23 protein-coding genes are annotated in these 22,992 nt (G+C 52.6%); 7 read left to right on the forward strand and 16 right to left on the reverse strand.

All coding sequences use genetic code 11. The features are described 5' to 3' along the window. The first annotated feature begins 39 nt into the window (after positions 1 to 39). From DNH61_RS24235 to DNH61_RS24240, 3 genes are all read left to right on the forward strand, one after another. Positions 40 to 639: a TVP38/TMEM64 family protein gene (locus DNH61_RS24235; protein WP_111149472.1), complete on the forward strand. Its 600-nt coding sequence runs from the start codon at positions 40 to 42 to the stop codon at positions 637 to 639. Positions 640 to 749: 110 nt separating this feature from the next. Beyond that, on the forward strand, positions 750 to 893 hold the full coding sequence (locus tag DNH61_RS26540; protein ID WP_181438853.1) for a hypothetical protein: 144 nt from the start codon (positions 750 to 752) through the stop codon (positions 891 to 893). Between the two features lie 60 nt (positions 894 to 953). Next, the gene (locus tag DNH61_RS24240) at positions 954 to 1,244 is read left to right on the forward strand and encodes a transposase (protein ID WP_111149474.1); all 291 of its coding nucleotides are present in this window, start codon (positions 954 to 956) and stop codon (positions 1,242 to 1,244) included. A gap of 119 nt (positions 1,245 to 1,363) precedes the next feature. On the opposite strand, the gene DNH61_RS24245 is transcribed toward DNH61_RS24240, so the two are convergent. Both DNH61_RS24245 and DNH61_RS24250 read right to left on the reverse strand, forming a co-directional pair. After that, positions 1,364 to 2,386: an aromatic acid exporter family protein gene (locus DNH61_RS24245; protein ID WP_111149475.1), complete on the reverse strand. Its 1,023-nt coding sequence runs from the start codon at positions 2,384 to 2,386 to the stop codon at positions 1,364 to 1,366. 29 nt (positions 2,387 to 2,415) lie between these two features. After that, the gene (locus DNH61_RS24250) at positions 2,416 to 3,543 is read right to left on the reverse strand and encodes a DNA alkylation repair protein (RefSeq protein ID WP_111149477.1); all 1,128 of its coding nucleotides are present in this window, start codon (positions 3,541 to 3,543) and stop codon (positions 2,416 to 2,418) included. 154 nt (positions 3,544 to 3,697) lie between these two features. Here DNH61_RS24250 and DNH61_RS24255 point away from each other — a divergent pair, with 154 nt between their 5' ends. Continuing rightward, on the forward strand, positions 3,698 to 4,954 hold the full coding sequence (locus tag DNH61_RS24255) for a DUF542 domain-containing protein (protein ID WP_111149479.1): 1,257 nt from the start codon (positions 3,698 to 3,700) through the stop codon (positions 4,952 to 4,954). A 553-nt stretch (positions 4,955 to 5,507) separates the two neighbouring features. Here DNH61_RS24255 and DNH61_RS24260 read toward each other — a convergent pair. Then, positions 5,508 to 6,029, reverse strand: coding sequence for a CBO0543 family protein (locus tag DNH61_RS24260; RefSeq protein WP_111149481.1), 522 nt, complete (start codon positions 6,027 to 6,029; stop codon positions 5,508 to 5,510). 128 nt (positions 6,030 to 6,157) lie between these two features. Here DNH61_RS24260 and DNH61_RS27075 point away from each other — a divergent pair, with 128 nt between their 5' ends. Continuing rightward, positions 6,158 to 6,289 carry a hypothetical protein gene (locus DNH61_RS27075; RefSeq protein WP_281272433.1) on the forward strand — a complete coding sequence of 44 codons (132 nt, stop codon included), beginning with the start codon at positions 6,158 to 6,160 and terminating at the stop codon, positions 6,287 to 6,289. 114 nt (positions 6,290 to 6,403) lie between these two features. On the opposite strand, the gene DNH61_RS24265 is transcribed toward DNH61_RS27075, so the two are convergent. The 6 genes from DNH61_RS24265 to cyoA form a co-directional block, all read right to left on the reverse strand. Beyond that, positions 6,404 to 6,985 carry a TetR/AcrR family transcriptional regulator gene (locus DNH61_RS24265; protein WP_111149483.1) on the reverse strand — a complete coding sequence of 194 codons (582 nt, stop codon included), beginning with the start codon at positions 6,983 to 6,985 and terminating at the stop codon, positions 6,404 to 6,406. A gap of 6 nt (positions 6,986 to 6,991) precedes the next feature. Next, positions 6,992 to 7,726, reverse strand: a complete 735-nt coding sequence (locus DNH61_RS24270) for an MBL fold metallo-hydrolase (protein WP_111149485.1) — start codon at positions 7,724 to 7,726, stop codon at positions 6,992 to 6,994. Between the two features lie 732 nt (positions 7,727 to 8,458). Further along, complete coding sequence (gene cyoD, locus DNH61_RS24275) at positions 8,459 to 8,821, reverse strand: cytochrome o ubiquinol oxidase subunit IV (RefSeq protein ID WP_111149487.1); 363 nt, start codon at positions 8,819 to 8,821, stop codon at positions 8,459 to 8,461. 1 nt (position 8,822) lies between these two features. Beyond that, positions 8,823 to 9,440 (reverse strand): cytochrome o ubiquinol oxidase subunit III, encoded by a 618-nt coding sequence (gene cyoC / locus DNH61_RS24280; RefSeq protein ID WP_111149489.1) that lies wholly within the window; start codon positions 9,438 to 9,440, stop codon positions 8,823 to 8,825. Next, a complete protein-coding gene (locus DNH61_RS24285) occupies positions 9,440 to 11,410 on the reverse strand; it encodes a cbb3-type cytochrome c oxidase subunit I (protein ID WP_111149490.1) in 1,971 nt (656 codons plus the stop codon). The genes cyoC and DNH61_RS24285 overlap by 1 nt, the downstream gene beginning before the upstream one ends. 18 nt (positions 11,411 to 11,428) lie before the next feature. Beyond that, positions 11,429 to 12,406 carry a ubiquinol oxidase subunit II gene (gene cyoA / locus DNH61_RS24290; protein ID WP_425452317.1) on the reverse strand — a complete coding sequence of 326 codons (978 nt, stop codon included), beginning with the start codon at positions 12,404 to 12,406 and terminating at the stop codon, positions 11,429 to 11,431. 374 nt (positions 12,407 to 12,780) lie between these two features. On the opposite strand from cyoA, the gene DNH61_RS24295 reads away from it, so the two are divergent. Next, the gene (locus DNH61_RS24295) at positions 12,781 to 13,611 is read left to right on the forward strand and encodes a DUF2935 domain-containing protein (protein WP_146241135.1); all 831 of its coding nucleotides are present in this window, start codon (positions 12,781 to 12,783) and stop codon (positions 13,609 to 13,611) included. A gap of 131 nt (positions 13,612 to 13,742) precedes the next feature. On the opposite strand, the gene DNH61_RS24300 is transcribed toward DNH61_RS24295, so the two are convergent. The 6 genes from DNH61_RS24300 to abc-f form a co-directional block, all read right to left on the reverse strand. Continuing rightward, complete coding sequence (locus tag DNH61_RS24300; RefSeq protein ID WP_111149496.1) at positions 13,743 to 14,012, reverse strand: hypothetical protein; 270 nt, start codon at positions 14,010 to 14,012, stop codon at positions 13,743 to 13,745. Between the two features lie 546 nt (positions 14,013 to 14,558). Next, positions 14,559 to 15,029, reverse strand: a complete 471-nt coding sequence (locus DNH61_RS24310) for a Fur family transcriptional regulator (protein WP_181438854.1) — start codon at positions 15,027 to 15,029, stop codon at positions 14,559 to 14,561. 73 nt (positions 15,030 to 15,102) lie between these two features. Further along, the gene (locus DNH61_RS24315; protein WP_146241137.1) at positions 15,103 to 16,560 is read right to left on the reverse strand and encodes a catalase; all 1,458 of its coding nucleotides are present in this window, start codon (positions 16,558 to 16,560) and stop codon (positions 15,103 to 15,105) included. Positions 16,561 to 16,725: 165 nt separating this feature from the next. Further along, positions 16,726 to 17,547 (reverse strand): winged helix-turn-helix domain-containing protein, encoded by an 822-nt coding sequence (locus DNH61_RS24320; protein ID WP_111149501.1) that lies wholly within the window; start codon positions 17,545 to 17,547, stop codon positions 16,726 to 16,728. Beyond that, positions 17,526 to 17,915 (reverse strand): Fur family transcriptional regulator, encoded by a 390-nt coding sequence (locus DNH61_RS24325; protein ID WP_111149503.1) that lies wholly within the window; start codon positions 17,913 to 17,915, stop codon positions 17,526 to 17,528. The genes DNH61_RS24320 and DNH61_RS24325 overlap by 22 nt, the downstream gene beginning before the upstream one ends. A 216-nt stretch (positions 17,916 to 18,131) precedes the next feature. After that, positions 18,132 to 19,793, reverse strand: a complete 1,662-nt coding sequence (abc-f, locus tag DNH61_RS24330) for a ribosomal protection-like ABC-F family protein (protein ID WP_111149505.1) — start codon at positions 19,791 to 19,793, stop codon at positions 18,132 to 18,134. Between the two features lie 467 nt (positions 19,794 to 20,260). Between abc-f and DNH61_RS24335 the strand changes: the two genes are divergently transcribed. Beyond that, a complete protein-coding gene (locus DNH61_RS24335) occupies positions 20,261 to 21,556 on the forward strand; it encodes a glycoside hydrolase family 27 protein (protein WP_111149616.1) in 1,296 nt (431 codons plus the stop codon). Between the two features lie 556 nt (positions 21,557 to 22,112). Here the strand turns inward: DNH61_RS24335 and DNH61_RS24340 are convergent. Further along, positions 22,113 to 22,973 carry a metal-dependent hydrolase gene (locus DNH61_RS24340; RefSeq protein WP_111149507.1) on the reverse strand — a complete coding sequence of 287 codons (861 nt, stop codon included), beginning with the start codon at positions 22,971 to 22,973 and terminating at the stop codon, positions 22,113 to 22,115. Positions 22,974 to 22,992 lie beyond the last annotated feature (19 nt).

The raw sequence follows: 22,992 nt of genomic DNA on the forward strand, positions 1-22,992 counted from the left end.
TAATAACTATCACAATTTTTATCGAAAAAGCTGGTGAACATGATCGACATCCAACAATGGCTGCAGGAATTGAAACAGCTCGATAAAGAGCAGCTGCAGCAAACCATCGAGAGTTATTCCGCTTTTGGACCCCTGCCGGGCCTTCTTCTTCCGCTGCTGGAGGCGTTCTTGCCATTCCTCCCGCTGCTGCTGTTCGTGGCGGTGAATGCCAATGTGTACGGGCTATGGCTCGGCTTCCTGCTGTCGTGGGGCGGCGTATCGGCCGGTTCGATCCTGATGTTCCTGCTGGCACGCAAGGTTGGCGGCCGGTTTGGCAGCTGGCTGCAGAAGCGTTATCCGGCGACTTCCCGCTTCTTCCACTGGATTGAGCGCAAGGGCTTCACGCCTATCTTCCTGCTGGCCTGCTTCCCGTTCTCGCCTTCGTTCCTGATTAATCTCGCGGCCGGGCTCAGTACAGTGAAATTCCATACCTTCATGATTGCCATTCTGATGGGCAAGGCTGTCATGGTGTTCTCCATATCACTGCTCAGCTTCGACATCACTGATCTGGCTAGTGAACCTTGGCGCATCGTCATTGCACTTGCCACTATAGCCATCATGTGGTTCGGCGGCAAGCGGCTGGAGGCACGTTATCAATAGCGGATAAGCATCTGCCCGCTTCGTATCTCACAGGAAGCTTGAGCCAGACATAAGATGCGGGACCTTGAGGCACACTTAACCGGGAAGACTGGTGAAAGGAGTGACCTGTCATGTCTGGCGAACAACCGTCACATAAGCAGCGAAGGGCGGCGCAAGTCCAATCCAAGGCGGATCGGACAGGCGTCGGCAAGGACAAGGCTTCCCGTATGCAGTCTGAAGCGGATCAGGCAGCTTATCCCAAGCACGGCCTGTAGTCCGGAAGCGAAGACCGGTTATCATCCGCTTGTATCATGACTACCAAGGAGGCCAGCGCAATGAACAAGGTTCAGAAGGACAACCAGGATATGCTGCCAATGTCCGGCGAAATGGTCGAGGTTGACGGCGTTTATATGAACGAGGCCGGCCGGGAGGAGCATCTTCACCGCGGGCAGCATTTTCCCTCTGATTTGACAATTGGACCGACCGAATGGAAGCTCGTCGAATACGCATTCGATAACCATCATGACGGCCGTACGGACCCGCGGCTTGTTGCCAAGAATGAAAACGAGGACAAGAAGGGGTTCATCGCTACACCGAAGCAATTTGTAGAAGGTACAGATCACTGATCGTTTCATACTTCTGACAAGCAAGCCCCGCCGCCCTTCCACACTAGGAAAGGCAGCGGGGCTGTATTCATGAAGGGCTGCAATCCGGCAGTCCGCAGCATTACCTGCTGCTCGTACAGTTAATGTTCCTTGCGTTCCTCAATCTGATTCACCAGCTTGTCGAGCCGCCGCAGCTGATAAGCATATTCGAACAAGGCCGTGGCGACGAAGATCAGCCTCTTATGGCCGTCCGGATTCGCGCTGACATAATGCGTCAGCTCGCTCACGAAGAGCCCTTCACGCCCTTCCTCCGGCTCAATCTGTGCGCTGTTCTTCAGCTTGCCTTCGGATTTAAGCAAAATTTGCTCATGATACTTCGTGAGCTCCTCCAACCGCTCATCGAAGCGTAATGACCACTCCTCTGCTCCCGGCGCCGAGAAATAATGCTCTTCGATCGCATCCAGCAGGTCTTCCCCTTTGCGCAGAGCCTTGATCATCTGCTTCGACAGCAGCAGCTGCCTGGCGCGTTCATGCTTGTTCTCCGGCCGTACCGAGCGCTCCTCCTCAAACAGCGAATACCGTTCATCGAGCTTCCGCAGCGTTCCGTTCAGCCGGTCCTTCTCTTCCTTATGCACCTGCTCCTTAATTTCGTTGGAGATCGCCGTCCGCAGCAGAAGCGACAGCTGTCCGTATGCCTCCCGGATTTGATCGATGAACTGCTTCTTGGGGCGGGGCGGAAAGAGCAGCACATTGACGAAGAAAGCACATCCCATACCCGCCATGACCATCAGGAAGCGTCCCAGCGCATAATCCCAGCCCTCCGAGTTCGCTTCCATAACGGCCACGACGGTTACGAGCGTAAGGCCGATCGCACTCTCCATCTTCAGCTTTATATTAAGTAAAATGACTGCAATACATACCAGCCCGACCGATATTGGCGTACTGCCCAGCACCTGTACAGACGCCAGCGCAATGATCGCGCCCAGCACATTGGACTGCACCTGGTCCAGCACCTGCTTCCAGGACCGGTAGATCGATGGCTGTATCGTAAATATGGCTGCGACCGCTGCTATGATTGGAGACGGAAAATGAAACAGTCCGCTCACGAATATCGCCAGCGCAACAGCGACCCCTGTCTTCAGCACCCTGGCTCCGATTGTCATATTCCGCACTCCCTTCTGTAAAGATTGGCTTATTGGTTATGTAGCAAGTCTTCCCCCGTCCCCAGCTGAAGCAGTGCGCTGGCCGTCTCCCGCCCGTTAATGACCAGCACCACTCTGTGTTCGCCCGGATAGTGCTTTCGCGTCGAGAGGTCTGCCCAGCGGTGCGTTCTTGCGCCCTCTATCATCGAACCGCCTGGAGATGTTTTATCCGTGAGCAGGAACAGCTTCCGGGATGTCTTTCCGCTGGCTTTCACAAAATAAATACCGTACTCGATTCGCAGCCGTACGGACTCACCTTCACGCACCCGCAGCCGGTAGGAAAGCCCGGTCTGTCCTCCAATAGCAATCCGTTCAGGCGTTACCTGCCACGCAAGCACGTCGGCGAGCGGCCCGCCCTCTTCGCTGTCCGCATAACCGAACAGGCTCATGATGTCAGGATCCGCAGCACGGATAAGCGTCCGGCAGCCGTGACGGATGATCCAGTCCGTATGCGGATGGATCCCCTGCCACCGTCTGGCCGTCTCAATAACTACCCCAGGATGATCCTTGGCAATGTCATTCAAATTATTCGCCACGCTCTTGCGCACATACAGCGACTCATCCTGCCTCAGCTTCTCCAGTATAGGTAGCAGCGGTGCCGGATCCTTCTTGAAGGCGGGCAGCGCCTGCGCCCAAGGCAAGCGGGGACGGCAGCCTTCGCTTGCCAGGCGCCTCACATGCTCACTCTCATTCTCTGCCCAGACCGCCATCTGGCGCAGCATCCGCTCCGGTTCCCGGATGAGAAACGGACGGACAGCGAATTCCGCTGTCGACCCCTTTGTGAACCTCTGCAGCGCCTCCATCGATCGCTCCCAATGCTCGGATGCAAGGCCATACTGCTCTACAAAATCGGGAAATATAAGATGCGTAAGCCCGCGGAACCCTCCCTCGATCTTATACAAGATATCCAGCGCCCGGTCATAATCGGCTGGCAGGTACTGCCCCAGCAGGCTGGAAACACGGCGGGTGCGCGCTTTGAGCTCCATTGTTCCCCACGCTTCATCCAGCACCGCTCGCTCAAATCCTGCCGCGTCAAACGCCGGTTCTGCATCTGCAGCAAGCTTAGCCAACCGTCGGACAAAGTCCGGGCTGTATTCATTTTTTAAAGGCTCGGCCATCGGTTCATCTCCTCCTTCCGCTATTATAGCGGAAATGCAGCCGCCCTCAAAAACCCATGTTATCTTTTACCCGTATTGTGATAAGTCTCACATTGAATCGGGATAAGTTTCGGTATAGTGGTGGTATCATCTTCCGGAAGGAGAGAAAAACAGCATGATAAACCCACCGCTGGCGTATCACGTTGCGATTACGAGCGGATTGGATCACGAGGGCCTTTACTACGGCCGGACACTGGACACATTTATCCGTGAACACGACATGATGCGCGAGCAGATCGCCGGGCTGGTTGCCAGTGCTGCAGTGCTTGGCATGCCGGATAGCGGGCGCAGAGGGTCTCTTAACGTTACGGCCGCAATAGGTGAGCTATACCGGCATGTCCGGGCTTTCACAAGACAATGGGAATTCCATTCGTATCAAGAGGATCAGATTTTATTTCCGGTACTAATCAAATATATGAGTATAGACAGCGTGCCCATCACAGCAATGGAAGAGGAGCATCGGCAAATCCGTACTGCATTAGCCAAGTTCTCTGAGCAGGTTATGGCCTCTACGCCAAGCAGCAATCCTGCCGCTGTGCTGCCCGCAGCCGAGCTGGCCATTGAAGCGTTCCGGCTGATAACAGACCACTTCGACAAGGAAGAGCGCGTGCTGTTCCCGATGGTACAGACGATGCTGACTGAACGCGATATGGAACTGCTCGACAAGAAGTTGGAAGCGATTACGATGATTGCGTCCGAGCTTACCGTCCTGGAGGTCGCGGCTGCATATCCGGCATCCGTCGAATTGTTCCAGCGTTATGGAATCAGCTACTGCTGCGGAGGCGGCAAGACACTCTCCGAAGCAGCAGGCAGCGCCGGCATAGCGGAAGAGACGCTGCTGGAGGAGCTTCGGTCGGTGTGCAGGAACCGCTGGACCGAGCCTGCCGCCGAGTGGGACGAGATCGGATTGTCCGAGCTGACCGCCTATCTCGCAGACATGCATCATAGCTACCTGAAATCCGAGCTGCCGCTGCTTGTGGAGCTGTCCGGCAAGATCGTCCGCAAGCACGGGGAGCGATACCCTTCAATGGAGGCTGTCCATGAGCGGATTGGCGAGCTGGAAGGGCTTCTGGGCCGGCAGATGGAAGCAGAGGAAGAGCAGTTGTTCCCGCTTGTGCGCGAATACGAAGCATCCCGCAGCAGCACTGCGCTGGAGCGGATTGTGCGCCTTCACCCGGCATTCGAAGCGGACAACCGCACGACCAGCCAGATCCTGAGCGAGATCCGCGGGCTGACGGACAACTACGCAGTCCCCGAGAAGGCCTGCCGCTCTGTAGCCATGACCTACCGCAAGCTTCAAGAGCTTGAAGCTGAGCTGTACATTCACATCCACCTGGAAAACAACCTGCTGTTCCCGCGTCTAGCGCAGTAGCTGCGATAATGTCGGGATACATTACTGAATATGGGATGTCCTAATGTCATCGAACATGGCGAAGGGACATCCCTTCTTGTATTTCAGAAGTTTCGCGTGCTGCAATTAAAATCCGTAGGTAATGGAGCTTGGTGTTAACGCACTGAAGCTCTTAACATGCAGCATATAATTGCCGTTGATACGACACTAAATGGTGTCTATTTTTATAATGTCACCGAACAGTGTTTAATACCATAATGGAAACTGATTCATCCCTTGTGTTGTCTATTGGATAATGAGACTCTGTTCCTCTATTATCTCAATTTGTAACCGGAGGCCTAATATAGACTATGAAACTCAGATCGATTGCGCTTATTCTATCAACATTGATTGTAATTGCTGCACTCAATTTTACTATCTACGCAGCAGCAAATGGCAGTAACGAAGATGAAAAAGGGCTAATCAGGCAGATATCGGGGAGAAGCTAATCAGGTTTGACAGAGTTCAGAACCGCAGATTATTACAGGGAGTTCTTTAGCAGTGATTTCGTCTTAAAGATACACACCACGCTCCTTCATCGCTGCGGTATCGGCAGGTGCACCGGCACATCAAAGATCATAATCAATATTGTTGATATCGGTATAGACAACGCATATGCGGCCAGCGGATATCGCGAATGAAGCCACAGCATAGGAAACATGATGCAGTCGAACAGGATGGACCACATCAGGTTCCAGCCATGATTGTACGCGATTAAGTTAGTGAATGTAAAAAAGCACTCCGTACCGGCATACAGTCCTATCCAAAGCAGATAATGCAGAGCGATCTTGGAGCGGCCGCCCCCCTTGGGATAATTACTTAGGAACAGCAGTGCGGTTGCCGGGAAGGTTATAAGCGTATGTATATATTCCGTAAGTGAATGGTTAGGCAGAAAATCCGGACGAAGCTCCCACAGCAAATAGCCTGCACATATAAAATTGTACATGGCATTGCCAAGCGCCATATACAGCATGGTTGGATGGTACAGCTGCCAGTTCTTCAGGTCAGCCCAGCGCCATACAGCATATATGGAGAACAATACGATGACAAAATGCATTTTTTCTCACCCGCCCATCCCTTAATCTGTCTTATCCTGCCCTTATCTGCCAAGTAAATGCATGAGCTCACCCAAGCGAATGAAATTGCCTGCCTTCGTTCAAGTTATGTTCACGGGAGGTGATAACGATGACAGGACGCAACAATAAGCCCAAGAATAACGGACCTGCTTCAAGCCCAGGACGACTGGACCAATTCGGGGACAAGCTGGCCGAGGATACGGAGATGAAGCCGATGAAGAAAGGCGGCAAATTTTGTTAGGTTAGTCTGAAGATTCTTCGGCATCATGAAAATTACTGCAAAAAGAAGCCGGGGGCATGAATCTGCCTCCGGCCTTATTCAGATGCTGCTACCGTTTGCTTTCCACCTGCTTCGTTAGCCGTTGAGTGCCTCTTTGTATACTGGCAAACCTCTGCCGAAGGCCTCGATCATCAACTCAAGCGTCTTATTCAGATCAAGCGGAAGACCGAAGCCTCCTGCCCTCTCCAGCTCCGCAAAACCATGCAGCATGCTGCGGAAGCCCCGCACTGCATGCAGTGACGCATCCCCCTCCAGCCCGAAGCAGGACATCTGCTCCTGAACAAGCTTGACGATAGCACTGGCAGCCTCCCCCACCTGCTGCTCGGCGGGATCCGGAGACCGCAGTACTGCCTCATAGAGACCTGGCTGCATGCGCGCAAAGCTAACGTAGGCCCGGCTAACCCGGCGAAGACCTTCCTCTCCTGCATGCCCTTGCGCAGCATCTGCCATAGCTGCTTGCAGGCGGTTGAGCGCCAGGAGGGTAAGCTGCATCCGCAGTTCCTGAAGCCCGTTAATATGATTGTATAACGACGGTGACCGTACCCCCAGCTTCTCCGCAACCCGGGCCAGTGTTACTGACTCGAGTCCTTCTGCATCCGCAATCTCTACAGCAGCCGCCACGATAATCTGCTTATCCATTCCAATCCTTGGTGTCATCCTTTATCAGCTCCTTACCTGCGATGCTCTTCGCATCAGCTTCTCTTCAAGCTCCCTGATCGCTAACTGCATCGCCTTCACCGGTTCCTGAAGCATCCGGCCATGCCCGACACCGAGAAGCTCAGGCTTCAATTCAGTCAGTCTTCTGGCGCTCACAAGCGCTGTAGACACATCCCATGTGGCCATAGCCGGGAACGGGAACAGCAGCTTCAGGCTGCCGGATACCGCAATGCCAGCACGCGTCTGGAATGCATCCCCGGCAAGCAGCGTTCCGCAGCGTGTATCCAGGAACGCCATTGAGCCTGGTGTATGTCCCGGAGCAGCTACTGCCCGCAGGCTTCCCACCCAATCGCCATCCTCAAGAAGCACATCCGGCACAGCGGGCGCCTTCTTCGGTACCCCGCCCCGTATCATCGTCTGCGCTTCATGCAGGTCCAGAGTCCGGTCACCGGCGAGCAGCCGCGCATCGCGCCTGGATATATACACCTTGACGCTGTCGCCCAGTTCCCGAACCAGCGCTGCAAGCGCGCCAATATGATCATCATGCGCATGAGTCAGCACAATGCGGCGGAGCGGTTTTCCCGATTGCCTTACCTGCTTCATAATCCCTCCTGCCGAATAGGGAAGCGCGCAATCCACCAAGGTCCAGTCCTCTGCTTCTTCAACCAAGTAACAATTTACAGGAAACAGCCTGGGCATGAAGGAAAGCTGCAAACCGCTCGCATACCGGGTAACGTTCATAATCTATCCTCACCCTTCCACAAAAACTAATAACATTAGTTTTAGATTACACGATTTCCTTGCGTTTCGCAAGCAGGCCTTCCGATGGCATGTCCGACCATTAAGCGGTACCGCAAACACAAAGACGGGAGGCCGCAGCCTCCCGTCTTCCATAATAGTTGCTATTCATCATATAGAACCGCTGTAAAACAGCTGCTTAAGTGAAGTGTTGGTTATCTTGCCATCAGGCTGATTACAGCCGCCCAGAAAGGCAGACAAAGCATTACACCATTCAGCAATCCAATGCCGATGCTTCCTTCTCTTCTGACCATAAGTCAACGCCTCCTTATTCCGGCTAGCCAGCTCTAGGGTAAAAGTTAGTATCAAGTATGCCTTTGTATATTACATATTAAACGTGGCGACCAATTATGTAACCGATTTCAATATTTTAAAAATTCGCTCATTTTTGGACAACTCCTGCTTATGCTAAAAATAAAATGGTTATCAGCCGGCCGGGCATCATATCCTGAAGGAACTGCGAGACCCTGTTGCTCCTCTGTTCCTCCGTTCTTTTATACCTAGTGTAGCATTTAAGTCAGAATCGCACTGTGCCGAGCGTCACTATTCTTGTTAAACATTGGCACCATTGAACTTTGACCTGATTAATTCTTATATAACCCAGCATATGCAAAAAAGAAGAGAGCTGTCTCTGCGCAAGCAGATTCAGCCCTCTTTACTAACGCCCAAATTTCATTAATGTGCTACACCGTTATAGGCCATAATCCACATGGAAGCGAGGACGATGGTCAGCACGATGACCAGACCCAGAATAAGCGTCATCAGGTTGTATCTAGGTTTCTCTTCCTCGTTCAGATGCATGAAGAACAGCAGCTGAACGATGAACTGAAGAACCGCGGTAACCAGCAGGACGACGATGGTCCCGGTCCGCTCAAGCATGCCGTTCAGAACCACGACGAGCGGAATGATCGTCAGCACAATCGACAGGAGGAAGCCGATCGTGTAAGACTTGAACGAGCCGTGAGTATGCCCGCCGCCATGCACCTCATGACCGTGACCTTCAGCTGCGCCGTGGCCTTTCGCAGAATGCTGCGCCATCTTACATCACCCCCATCAGGTAAACGATCGTGAAGACAAAGATCCATACGACGTCAAGGAAATGCCAGTACAGGCTGATGACATTGACCTTGCGCTTGGTAACGCTTGTGATGCCTCTGCGGGACAGCTGCAGAATAATGGCAACCATCCAGACTAGACCCAGCGACACGTGAAGGCCATGCGTGCCGACCAGCGTGTAGAAGGACGACAGGAACGCGCTCGTTCCGATCGTTGCGCCTTCATGCACCATGTGCACGAATTCGGTAATCTCCAGTGCGATGAAGGAAGCACCGAGCAGTGCGGTTACGATCAGCCAGCCAATGAGGCCCTTGACGTTGCCCTTGTTCATGGACAGCACTGCAAGGCCGCTCGTATAGCTGCTCGTCAGCAGGATGAAGGTTGAAGCGATAATGCCGGGCATCGCGAACAGTTCATCAGCCGTCGGGCCGCCGTTCGTGTTGCCATGCAGAACGATATAGACTGCAAACAATGTACCGAACAGTATACAGTCGGTAATCAGGAAGATCCAAAAGCCAAAGGTGCGCATGGATTCAATATCATGATGGCCGTCATGGCCATGCTCGTGACCCTGATGCGCGCCTGCACTTGCTTGTGCCATTATACCGACCCCCTAGCCGCGGCTTCCGTACGTTTGATGTCGTCCACCGGGATATAATAATCCGTGTCATAGTTGAAGGAATGCGCCAGCATGCAGATCGCTACGCCTGCAAGGCCCGGGATCGCCATCCACAGCCAGTCGAACACGAAGCCGAAGCCCGCAATGAACCAGAAGAACGACTTGATGAATGGAATGCCCGAATTCTTCGGCATATGAATCGGTTCGAGCGGCGGCTGCTGCTTCGGCGCTTTGCCTGCGGCAATCCGCTGCTTCTCTTCCCACCACTCGTCCTGGCTGCTAACCTGCGGAAGCGTGGCGAAATTGTACAGTGGAGCCGGTGAAGGAATCGACCACTCCAGCGTACGGCCGTTCCAAGGATCGCCTGTTGTGTCGCGGTCCATGAATCGGATACTGTGAGCAATCTGCCATACCTGGAACAGGAATCCGATCCCCATCAGGAAGCCGCCAATCGTCGAGACAAGGTTAAGCTCCCACCAGCCGCTGTCCCATGTATACGAGCTGACCCGGCGGGTCATACCCATCAGACCGAGGATGTACTGCGGCATGAAGCAGACATAGAAGCCGATGTTCCACAGCCAGAACGCCCACTTGCCCAGCTTCTCGTTCAGCCTGAAGCCGAATACCTTTGGCCACCAGTAGGCCAGACCTGCGAAGTAGCCGAACGCCACGCCGCCAATAAGCACCTGATGGAAGTGTGCAATCAGGAAGTAGCTGTTATGGAACTGGAAGTCCGCAGGCGCCACGGACAGCAGCACCCCGGTCATCCCGCCTACAATAAAGCAAGGGATGAAGCCGATCGTCCAGAGCATAGGGGTCTCGAATGTGATCCGTCCACGGAACATCGTGAACAGCCAGTTAAACACCTTGACCCCGGTCGGTATCGCAATCAGCATCGTCGTTATCGCGAAGAAGCTGTTAACGCTCGCTCCCGAGCCCATCGTGAAGAAGTGATGGAGCCAGGTGAAGAAGGAGAGAACCGAAATAATCATCATCGCAAACACCATCGACTTATAGCCGAACAGCTTCTTGCGTGAGAAGGTTGCCACGATCTCGGAGAAGATACCGAAGGCTGGCAAAATAACAATATAGACTTCCGGGTGACCCCACATCCAGATGAGGTTGATATACATCATCGGGTTGCCGCCGCCGTCAAGCGTGAAGAAATGCGCGCCCAGGTAGCGGTCAAGGAACAGCAGAGCCAGTGTAACAGTCAGAATCGGAAATGCAAAGATAATCGTGATACAGCTCGATAGTACGGACCAGGAGAACATCGGCATTTTCATAAGAGACATGCCAGGTGCTCTCATCTTCAGAATCGTAACGATGAAGTTGATCCCTGTCATCAAGCTGCCTATACCGGATATCTGGATACCCCATATATAGAAGTCCTGCCCGACCCCGGGACTATGTGACATCTGCGAGAGCGGCGGATAGGCCAGCCAGCCCGCATCCGGCGAACCGCCGATAACGAACGACAGGTTGAACAGCATCGCCCCCCAGAAGAACAGCCAGAAGCTCAGCGAGTTCAGGAACGGGAACGCGACGTCACGCGCTCCGAGCTGCAGCGGCACCACGATGTTGAACAAGCCGAACATCAGCGGCATTGCCATGAAGAGAATCATAATGACGCCGTGCGTCGTAAAGATCTGATTATAGTGCTCGGGAGTCAGGAACTCCATCTCCGGCATCGCCAGCTGCGTCCGCATCAGCAGCGCATCGACGCCACCGCGGAACAGCATCAGGATCGAAGCAATAATATACATAATACCGATACGCTTGTGATCGACTGTTGTCAGCCATTCGCGCCATAGCCAAGTCCATTTCTTGAAATACGTCAGTATGAATACGATGGCAATCATCGTCAGCGCAATACCGACGTCAGCCCCGTAGATCAGCGGGTCGCCCGTTACAAAAAACTCGGAAGCGAATTCTTTAATATTCTCCCACATAGATGCTCCACCCCCTCCTTAACGGTGGCCCGCATGCTCATCCGTCTCCGAATGGTGATCATGCGAACCTTCAGCCGGCACTTCGAGATCCTCGGATTTCGTGTCGTCTGCTTTTACATCAATATCGTTATGGTCTTCGCCGTGCTTCGTCTGTTCACGCGGTTCAACCTCGCGTGTCGTAAGACCATGATTATGCGAAGCGGCATACTTGGTTACAATCTGCTCGAACAGCCCTTCAGGGAACGCGGAAAATGTCTGAACCTGGGACACGCCCGGCTCTGCCAGCTCTTTGTAGCCATCCAGTGTCAGGATTGGAGCCTTGCGCTTAATCTCCTCTACCCACTCTTCAAATTCCTCATCCGAGGTCGCATTAGCCGTGAAGCGCATCTGGGCAAAGTCCTTGCCGCTGAAGTTCGCGCCTGAACCGAAATATTCGCCCGGCTCATCGGCCTGCAGGTGAAGCGTCATTGCCATGCCGGACATGGTATACAGCTGACCGCCAAGCTGAGGAATCCAGAACGAGTTCATCGGTGCATCCGATGTCAGCTGGAAGCGGATCGGCGTATCCTCAGGGAACTGAACATAGTTAACGGTTGCGATTCCCTGCTCGGGATAAGTGAACAGCCATTTCCAGTCAAGCGATGTTACCTGAATCGTAATCGGCTCCTTATCGGAATCAAGAGCCTTCGAAGGCTCCAGTGCAAAGGTATAACGAACCGTTACGATAGCCAGAATAATAATGATAATAATCGGAATCCCCCACCAGATGGTTTCCAGCTTCGTGCTGTGCTCCCACTCCGGCTCGTACTTAGCCTTATTATCCGGTCTTGCGCGGTACCGCCAAATAATGACTCCTGTAATAATCAGCACCGGTACGATAATAACGAGACACAACAGCGTGGATATATAAATGAGGTCTCGCTGCTGTTCGCCAATCGGCCCTTTGGGGTCGAGGACAATCATCTTGTCCGTGCAGCCCGCCATCAGAGCGGCCATCAGGGCCAGCGAAGCAAACGTGCCCAGCCTCCGAAGCCAACTACTTTTCTTCATACTATGAATCATCTCCTTATGGCCGTCCTTATAATGGGGTGTGGCGAAATGCACTCCCCGTTAGACATTACCAGAGAGTAAAATCACCTTCTGTGACTAAAATAACAGATTACATAGATGGAGTCTCCCTAGTTAACAAATGCGTCAACGAAAAGACGAAAATCCGTAATATAACGTTCACCGATTTGACGATTGTTTAGCAAATGGAGGATTTGGCGGGTGATTTAAACCACAGTTGATGTTTAGCGGGAGATTAATCATAACCCCTGTCACTCCGAAATATACATACAGCAATAAGCCCTGAACGGAGCGTGATAGCTGTGCCCGCCAAAGCGCCTTTGCCCCCGTGGAATGAGCATTTATTCTGGATCGGAATTCTGGAGGATCATGCGGTGTTCGTGATTGACCATCTGTCAGCGAGGGAAACCCGCTGGATGGAAGCCGCCAGCGGTTACCGAGCGCCCTTTGCTCAACTGCGCACGCAGCTGCAGACGTTGGACCCTGCCCTCCCTGTGAGCGATGAACGAATGATAGCGTTCGCCCGCAATGCGCAAAGCCTAGCCCATAGCTACTATCAGTTTGAGGGGGAGCTGCAGCGGCGCCGGATTGAGAACACGGTGGATATCCAGCTTATGCCCGTCTATTTTAACGGTACCCTGCTTGAGAATGAGGAGTATCTTCGAATTCTTGGCTATTACGTGAGCGGCAAGCCGTATCCGCCGATGTCACTTCACGCCTTAATTGATATGTGGCTGGAGGATCAGCTCGGACACGCGATCCTGCTCTCCGATCACATAGATCCCACAGAGCTGCCGCTGCTGCAGCAAACTGGCACATTCATTGATGCGTTCCAGGCCCATATGGCCAAAAACCATGCGATCGGAGGCTTCCTGCGGTTTACGCCGCCCGGCTTCCCTGCACAGCGCAAGTTTGCCGTTGATGTATCTGTAACTTCCCTCGCGTTCTATTCATTCGTGGAGCAGACAATTGAACGTTTCCGCCGGGATGAGGTGCTGGGCAGACTCACCTTGCGGTTTCTCGAGCATCATCTTCCGGAAACCTGCTATTTCCTTTACCAGCTGGCCCGGTTCGATCCGCGCATCGTTCCACCGGAGAACTGCTATCTATGGAAGCCGCACGTGTCCGAATAATCTCTTCCTTCTATAATAAGAGACATCAACAACAAAGAGAGCTGCATCGTCTATTGACGAAACAGCTCTCTTATCATTGTCATTCACTACCCTCAGCTATCGAGCAGCTTCAGGCCTTCCGCATTCTTCAATCAGATAATGTCACTGTTTGCTTCATCCCTGCGCTTATGAACAAGATGGATGGCCGTGCCGATCGTGTAGATGAACACACTGCCGACCATGAAGCCGATGCCGAGCATCAGGCTCAGATTCTGGTCACTGAAATGGGACACATTCCAGAGGCTCATAACGACACCAATCAAGAGTGCCGACCATGCCATCACATTCATAAAGGAAAAAAGGCGTCTGACTTCCTGTCCGTTCCGCTCGCGCCCGTTCGCATTGATTGTCCTTGTTGTCATCAGGATCACTTCCTATCGCAGTTGTAAGGGTTTTCGTTGAACTTAGTATACCACATTTTATGTGGTTGTGTTCAAAAAATGTTCAAATTTTGATCAAAATTCAGACACTTTTTATTACCCTTACCAGGAAGGACCCAAACGAACACTTTCCTTACCACTCTAGTGCCGCTCTGTGGCATCCCCGCCAGCCCGCGATGCACGACATCCTTTAGCTCAACCGCTTGTCGAATGGCTGCCGGCCAGATTTAGTTACGCCGGTTCCCATTCGTATCGGATTCGACAAATCTATTTCCACACAGCACTCTGATTGCTTACTAGCTCCCTTGCTGTCGATTTCCCGGGAAATGAAGGCGCCCGCCGCCATGATTCGAATCAACCGCCCAATATTCCCGTTACCGGTCCAGCCCAAAAATCTCCGGCCGCCCGCTGCACGAGCGGCTTGTTCTGCCGCCTGCAGCTGAGGCACCGGAGATATTCAGTAACGGATCATCCTCTAAACGACAGCTTCTGCCGGCCAGTCGGCCATCGTTCGAGCTGATCAGTTGTTCAGCCGACAGCTGTCTTTTTCCGGGAAACAGAACCACTTTGCGGCTTTTGCTGTTCGCAGGCCAGACAGAGTCCGCTGAACTCAATATAGTAACGCTCCGCGCGGAAGGACTGATCAGTCCCTGCCATCAGGAACGGGGATAGTGGAAGCTCATAATCCGATATGCAGCCGCACGCTTCACAAATCAGATGATGATGCGGCTTCATATTGATGTCATACCTCGATACCCCGTCACGCTGAAGATAGAATTCCTTGACCATGCCATGCTTCTTAAGCGTGCGCAGTGTATTGTAAATCGTCGTCATGCTGACATAATGCGGATTTACTTGAAAGATAGATTGATATAGTTCTTCCGCAGACGGATGAGTCAGGTGATTGTATAAGTGTTCCAATATAAGCTGCCGCTGTGTCGTCAACCGGATGCCGCCAGCCTTCAGTTTATTGGCCGCTTCGGCAATTTGCTTATTCATATGCTTCCCTCCTTGAATTCGGGCGAAGCTCGCAAGCTGTCTTCCGCCTCCGCGCTTATACGCAAGCCTCATCTTAACCTCTGTTTGGCATGAAGCCGCTGATATCTACGCCAAGACCTTGCGCCACGCGCATGCCGTACTCTACATCCGCACGGAAGAAGTTGCAGATCGCACGCAATTGAATATCCTGGTTGGTCTGCTTCAAATCGTTGACCAGATTGGCGATCAGATGGTCGCGCTCTTCATCTGTATATGAACGGTATTTCTCGCCTGCTTGTGTAAAATCATCTGTCTTCTCGATCTTCTTGCGCCCTGCCGGTCCAGTAATCGGCGCTTCGCTGTCGCGGTACGCAGGATCTTCCTTCGGGCTCTCTTCATAGCTGTTCGGCTCATAGTTCACCGGAGAATTATCCTGATTCACATTCATCGCACCGTCGCGCTGATGGTTACGTACAGGAGCGTACGGGCAGTTAACCGGAATTTGCAGATAGTTTGCGCCCAGGCGGTAGCGCTGCGTGTCCGGATAGGAGAACAGGCGGCCCTGCAGCAGCTTGTCTTCCGAAGGCTCAATGCCTGGTACAAGCACGCTTGGGGAGAATGCGGACTGCTCCACTTCGGCGAAGAAGTTAGCCGGGTTGCGGTCGAGCGTCATCGTACCAACTAGATGCAGCGGATACTCATCCTCCGGCCATACCTTGGTCGGGTCAAGCGGATCAAAGCTCAACTGGTCCAGGTGCTCAGGCGGCAGCATCTGCACATGCAGCTCCCATTCCGGGAACTCACCGTTCTCAATATGCTCATAGAGGTCGCGTGTTGCATGGTTGAAGTCCCGTCCCTGCATCTCACCGGATTCCTTCGCCGAGAAGTTCACGACGCCCTGCTTGGATTTCCAATGGTATTTCACATAGGTTACTTTGCCTTCGGCATTGATCCACTTGAAGGCGTGAACGCTGAACCCGTCCATCTGGCGATAGTTTGCAGGCGTTCCGTTATCCGAGAACAGCCATGTCAGCATATGAGTTGATTCTGGCGATAAGGTCATGAAATCCCAGTAGCGGGCAGGCGTCTGCAGATTGGTATCTGGTGATGGCTTAAGCGAATGAACCATGTCCGGGAATTTCATCGCATCGCGAATGAAGAAGACCGGCAGATGGTTGCCCACGATATCATAGTTTCCTTCCTGTGTGTAAAACTTAACGGCAAAACCGCGCGGGTCGCGCGCTGTCTCCGGTGAGCCCACCCCATGAATAACGGTAGAGAACCGGACGAATACCGGGGTCTGGATGCCAGCCTCCTGCAGAAAATGAGCCTTCGTGTGCGCCTTCATGCTTCTGGCTGTACGGAATACGCCATGGGCGCCTGCTCCGCGGGCATGTACCACACGCTCTGGAATCCGCTCACGGTCGAAATGCGCCAGCTTCTCAAGCAGATGGTAATCTTCGAGCAGCGTCGGGCCATTTTGTCCTGCGGTACGTGAATTCTGGTTGTCTCCTACAGGAGCGCCTTGGTTCGTTGTCAGTCGGTTTATCATAGTTGAAGCACCTCTTCTTTGATTTTGAATTAGACTTGATCTAAGTTCTTGTATAAGTGAATTATACACGGAGACATCAACCCGTGCATGATGAGTGAATGAAGCTTATATGAAGAACAGATGAAGATCAGCAGGAATATGAAGATGACTATGTAGCAGCTAGGCTTACCGGATGTCAGCCATCCGGTAGCCGGCGCCGCGCATGGTAACAATATATTTGGAAGACACCGCTTTGTCCCCAAGCTTCTTGCGCAGGCTTCTGACATGCACATCTATGACATTGCTGCCGCCGACAAAGCTGCTGCCGCAGATGCGCTGCATAATTTCATCACGCGTCAGAACTGCGCCGTCCGCTTCAAGCAGGTACAGCAGGACTTCGTATTCGGTCTTCGTCAGCTCAATGCGGTCATCCCCGCGGTATACGGACATACGCTTCGCATCCACCTTCAGGTCCTTGTACATAATAATAGAAGGATCGCTTCCAGCCGACACAGTGGACTTCAAGGTCTCCTGCTTCGTCAGCATGCGGAATATGGCGTACATGGCTTCCGATACTGGACAAGGCCAGGCAATAACCTGTTCGCCTGTACGTTCACCGCCATCAGCCGAGCCATTGAGCGCACCCCTGTCCGCCAGGTAGATCGAACGGGCGGCGATATCCGGATGAGATACGAAGGCCTTAATATTGCCGTAGTCACCGTACACATCCTCTGTCACAAAATCAAACAGATACATGTCAATGGCAGGCCCGCTCTCAGTCAGTGATTCCAGCTTGCGGAACACCATCACATCGAAGCAATTCGCCGAGATTTCACGAATGAGGTCATACATCCGGTCAGGCACCGGCGAAACCACGGCAATCCGCTTGGTCTGCGAGCATACCGGTATACCGGCAGGCTGGCGGTAGCCGAAGCCCTGTGCCTGCCTGTAATAGGGCGCCTCCAATTGACCTGCTGCAGAGGAAGTTAAGGTTTCGAGGTTTTGCATGCCGGACACACTCCTTCTAAGTTAATGGTTGCTTCATGAACAACATAACCCGTCTCTTCTGCGACAGCCTCCATCCACTGCTGCGGCACGTCAGTCATCACTTCATCCACCCGGCCGCATTTAATGCAGACAATATGATGATGATCCTCCGTGCGGGCGTCATAGCGGCTTGCCGCTTCACCAAGCTTGAGCTCACGGATCAGGTCATTATCGGTCAGATAACGGAGCGAGTTGTAGACCGTTCCATACGCGAAGTTATGGCCTGCTGCACGGAGACGTTCAATTACATCTGCAGCAGTCGGATGGTCATGGGCCTGCAGAATAATATCGTAGACCGCTTTGCGCTGGGTCGTTAGATTGATTTTCATAGGGTTCACCCTCAGTTTTCAATTTGAATTTAGATTTAGTATAAATTCAACGAGTGAAAAATGCAAGACCTCTCATTGAACATTTTCCCCCCGTAAACATTATTCCTAAAAGACATTATGCCTAAAATATCGCTTTCTAATAAAAGACGGCCCGCCTCTAATCAAGGCTGCAGCCGTCTTGTTTCATTTTCCCCTGTTAACCATTAACTGCGTTACTTATGATCTCCCGAGAAGCTGCTTCAATTCACTGCGCTGCTTGCTGAGCCGTTTGAATTCCTCCTCCAGCTCCTGTTCCACTGCACCGCCCGTTCTCCCCTTGGAAGCGGGGACGGGCACGCTGAGCCTGCCCAGCACTTCAGTTAGCCGCGTCTCCACTCGCAGCAGCTCCTCTTCCATCAATGCCGTTCCTTCATCATGCCCTTGTGCCGCCGCCTGCGCCTGATGCTCCCGGTACTCCTGCAGCGTTCCATCGAAGCTGGTCACCTTCCTGTCCTCGATCTCCACGATCTGGTCCGCGACAGACTCTACAAACCGCCGGTCATGCGAGACGAACAGCACGGTTCCTTCATATTCCTTCAATAGAGATTCCAGCGCCTCAAGCGACGCAATATCAAGGAAATTAGTCGGTTCATCGGCGATGAGCATGTTCATATCACTGAGGAAAACCTTGGCGAATGCCGCCCTTACCCGCTCACCCCCGCTCAGCACGCCTATCGGCTTGAAGACATCGTCCCCGCGGAACAGCAGCCTCGCCAGCACAAGACGGATAAGCTCAGGCGGATGCACGGCCGATGCGCTCACATTGTCGATGACCGAACGGGAAGGGTCCAGGATATCCAGGCTCTGGCTAAAATAACCCGGCTTTACGGCCGGGGGAATCCGGACACCATCTGCACCCTCAAGCAGGGTGCGGAGCAGTGTCGTCTTGCCGCAGCCGTTCGGTCCGATCAGCGCGGCCTTGCGCCCGGCCAGCAGCCGGAACGACGCATCCTGCCAGAGCAGCCTGCCGCCAGCATGAGCCGACAGCCGTTCCGCCGTCACAACCGCACGATTATGCAGCAGTGCCGCATTCGGGATATCCAGCTTGATGCGCGGCAGCTCACGCGGCTTCTCTACCTTTTCCAGCTTGCTGATCCGCGTCTGCAGTGCCTTGATCGCCTGATGAACCCCCTTCTGGGTGGTTCCCTTCCGGTCCTTGAGCAGCTCCGATTCCTTCGTGCTCATCCGCTTGGGCGGCTTCAGCATGCTCCGGGCCTGCCCGGCCTTCAGCTGAACGGCCTGCTCAAGCTGTTTCCTCTTCTCGGTATAAGCCTCAAACTGCTGCTCCTGCCGCCTTCGCTCCTGTTCCCGCTGTGCCGCATAATCTGAATATCCGCCCTTATACACCTTGACCGTCCCTTCCTCCAGCGACCAGATGCGCGTGCACACCCGATCGAGAAAAGCGCGGTCATGCGATACCGTCACAATTGCACCAGGATAGCGGTTGAACCGCTCCTCCAGCTGCACAATATGCGCCGTATCCAGGTGCATTGTCGGCTCATCGGCCAGCAGCAGCTCCGCATGGCTGGCGAACGCCCGGTCGATTGCCGCTGCTGTTTCCTCTCCCCCGCTTAGCTGATGTCCAGCCTGTTCGGCTGCCGGGTCCGCTGAACCATCCTTGAACTGCGGAATCAGCGCTGTCCCCGCGTGCGTGGTAACCGTCCCGCCATCCTGCTCCAGCAGCCCGGCAAGAATGTGAAGCAGCGTTGTTTTACCTGTTCCATTAGGCCCGACCACCCCGATCCGGTCTCCTGCCCCCACACGAAGATAGTCAATCCGGAATAAATGCCGGTCGCGTACTGACGCCTCCAGCTGATGAATTTCCATTAACGTATGCATATAACCCAAAAACCTCCTTATCCGCTCAGGACAGGAGGTGCGCCGCGATCACGATATGACCAAAGAAAAGCTGACAAAACAGAGAATGCCAGTGGGCACAATGGTGTCCAGGCAGACTGCTGCTGTGGCTCTTAGTCCGTCAAAAATGCGCGCACGTATCCCGTCCGAAAAAAATTGCAGTACATGGCCGTATTCGTTACAGCCTCTGCTAACCTTTTTGCATGACAACAGGATTTAGTAGCACATCGGACTAAAGGTCACCCTTTCCTTGTTTATTCGCCACCATCGTAACCGATTCTTCTGGAAAAAGCAAGGAGGCAAGTGCCCTGGCAATACCATAGAAGTGCCTATGCACAGATTCGACCGCAATATTTTACAACAACCCGCAAATCTTTACGGTAGTAAACACCCGTCCCCTTCTTCTATGATAAGGATATACTAAGGTTCAGGAAGAAAGGATGATGTTGATGCGTCACCATACATTTGCACCAACTCCGCCAATGGGCTGGAACAGCTGGGACTGCTACGGAGCGGCTGTGCGCGAGGAAGAAATCCGCGGCAACGCGGAGTATATGGCCAAGCACCTGAAGGATTACGGCTGGGAATATGTCGTCGTGGATATCCAGTGGTATGAGCCTGGAGCCGTCTCTTCCCAATACCGGCCGTTCGTGCCGCTCGAGATGGATGAGTTCTCCCGCCTGATGCCTGCCGTTAACCGTTTCCCGTCTGCAGCGGACGGCAAAGGCTTCAAGCCGCTGGCCGATTATGTACACAGCCTTGGCCTGAAATTCGGCATTCATATTATGCGCGGCATTCCGCGCCAGGCTGCCCATGCAGCCACTCCGATCCTTGGCACGTCGGCTACGGCGCGCGACATCGCGCACCCGAACTCCATCTGCCCGTGGAATACAGACATGTATGGTGTGGATGCCTCGAAGGAAGGCGCGCAGGAATACTACGATTCGCTGTTCCAGCTGTATGCCGAGTGGGGCGTTGATTTCGTAAAGGTCGATGACATCGCAGCTTCCCGTCTGTACGATGCCCATCTCGATGAAATCGCTATGATCCGCAGGTCCATAGACAAGTGCGGACGCGACATGGTGCTCAGCCTGTCCCCAGGCCCTGCGCCGCTGGAGTATGAGCAACAATTTACAGAGGGAGCAAACATGTGGCGGATGACGGATGACTTCTGGGATCTGTGGCATCTGCTCTACGGCATGTTCGAACGCTGCGAGAAGTGGGCGCCATATGTGAAAGAAGGCTCCTGGCCGGACTGCGACATGCTCCCGCTCGGCCATCTCGGCATCCGCTCGGTCGATGGCGGCGGCGCGGACCGCTGGACCCGGTTCACGAAGGATGAGCAGGTGACGATGATGTCGCTCTGGTCGATCTTCCGCTCCCCGCTCATGTTCGGCGGCGAAATGAGGGATAACGACGACTGGACGCTGTCCCTGCTCACCAACGAGGAAGTGCTGCATCTGCACCGCACCGGCCGTGAAGCGCGCCAGCTGTACCGTGAAGGCGACCGCGTCGCCTGGGTATCCGGCAGCGAAGACGGCAGCACCTATGTGGCGCTATTCAACGCCGGCGACGAGCCTGCCGAGGTCAGCGTCACGCTGGAGCAGCTTGGCCTGAGCGGCACTGGCGTTAAGGCACGCGACCTGTGGCAGCGCGAGGATCTGGGCACAGTGGATGGTAAGCTGTCAAAGCAGCTCCAGCCGCATGCGTCTATGCTGGTGAAGCTGACATATAAGAGTACGTGACATATAACGCGATGCTGGTGGACAGGCGGGGCAGTTTTTCATAAAAGCGGTCTTGCTATTGTCATAGAGTGTAGCACTTTTTACAATTCGTAAATTCGCTGCTATACGGCCTTGGCACACAAGAGCTTGGGCCGATTAGCTATGTTTAGATGAAACATAAGCAACTACGCCATGTTTTCTCGCTACAACTTCCATACGAAGGCCGGGTAGCACCTCCGCCACCAGCTCTTCTTTTTTATCAATTGCACAACTTACTGTCATCCATTAGCTCTAAAGTATCTATAGTGCAGGAAGTGTTCAAGTGGTTGAGCCTACTACAAATAACAATTAGGATTCGGTGCTTCACATCGGTCTCAAGGCATTCTTGTAAATAAGCAGCGCAAAAATTATGTAGATTGTCACCACGTTCAGCTATGGACCTGTCAGACTAACAGCTTGGTCCCAGTCAACAGTGATTGAGTCCATATTATTTGCCTTATGGACTTCCTATGCCAGTCCGGTATCGTTCTCTTTGACCGGCTAGAGAAACAGCATAAGACAAAACGCAGAGATACCCTTATTCCTTTGCTTGTAAATATAAAGCTTCAATCACTTCCTCGATTGCATCATTCTGTATTTTCACCCATCTAGATTTCGCCTTTCGATAAACTAACATTGAACAGTTTGATTCACATCCGTTCTCCTTAGTCAAGACATAATCGTATCCATCATAATTGGTCTCGAAAAGGACAAGCTGCAACTCTTTATTTGGATTAACAAACCAGCGTTGAATTATCGTATCTTGTCCTAACCCGAACCAATTGTAGGTGCCAATGGTTGTAAAATAACTAGTTTCCTTGGAATAATTCCAATTCAAATAGGATGGGGAAATCAGAACTTGTTTTATGTTTGAATCATCCTGAATACGTGTCATGGTATACTGAAGACATAGTAACTTAAATAATACAAACGTGCTTATAAAAATAATTGTCAAGCGTGAAAGTTTTGAAAGTCTAAATAGTAAAACAAAACACAGTACTAGAATACAAGTGAACCAAATAAATGGATCTCCCCTGTGAATGAGGTCTAACTTGTATTCCTCTTGCGAAAATGGATACAATAATGCAATGCCGTTATGTGCATAATCTAATAAAAGATGCGATAACAAGAGAATCACTGCACTTGTAATCCACAAATATGAAAATGAAAATCCCCATTTCCAAGCTTTTAAAGGCAAGCCAAATATAACTCCAGCCAAAGGTAACATTATCAAAGAATGTCCATATAAATCACCAAAATATTTAGTCAGGTCGGGAGAAACACCAATAATACTACCACTCAACATAATTTGTATATATTCTTTCCGTGTAGCTGACTTCTTAGCATAAAAAGCAGTCGAGGCAATCGCACCGACTGCAGCATGGGATAACAACTCCATATATATTCAGTTTCTCCTG

This window comes from Paenibacillus sambharensis (assembly GCF_003233845.1).
Taxonomy (GTDB): Bacteria; Bacillota; Bacilli; order Paenibacillales; family Paenibacillaceae; genus Paenibacillus_I; species Paenibacillus_I sambharensis.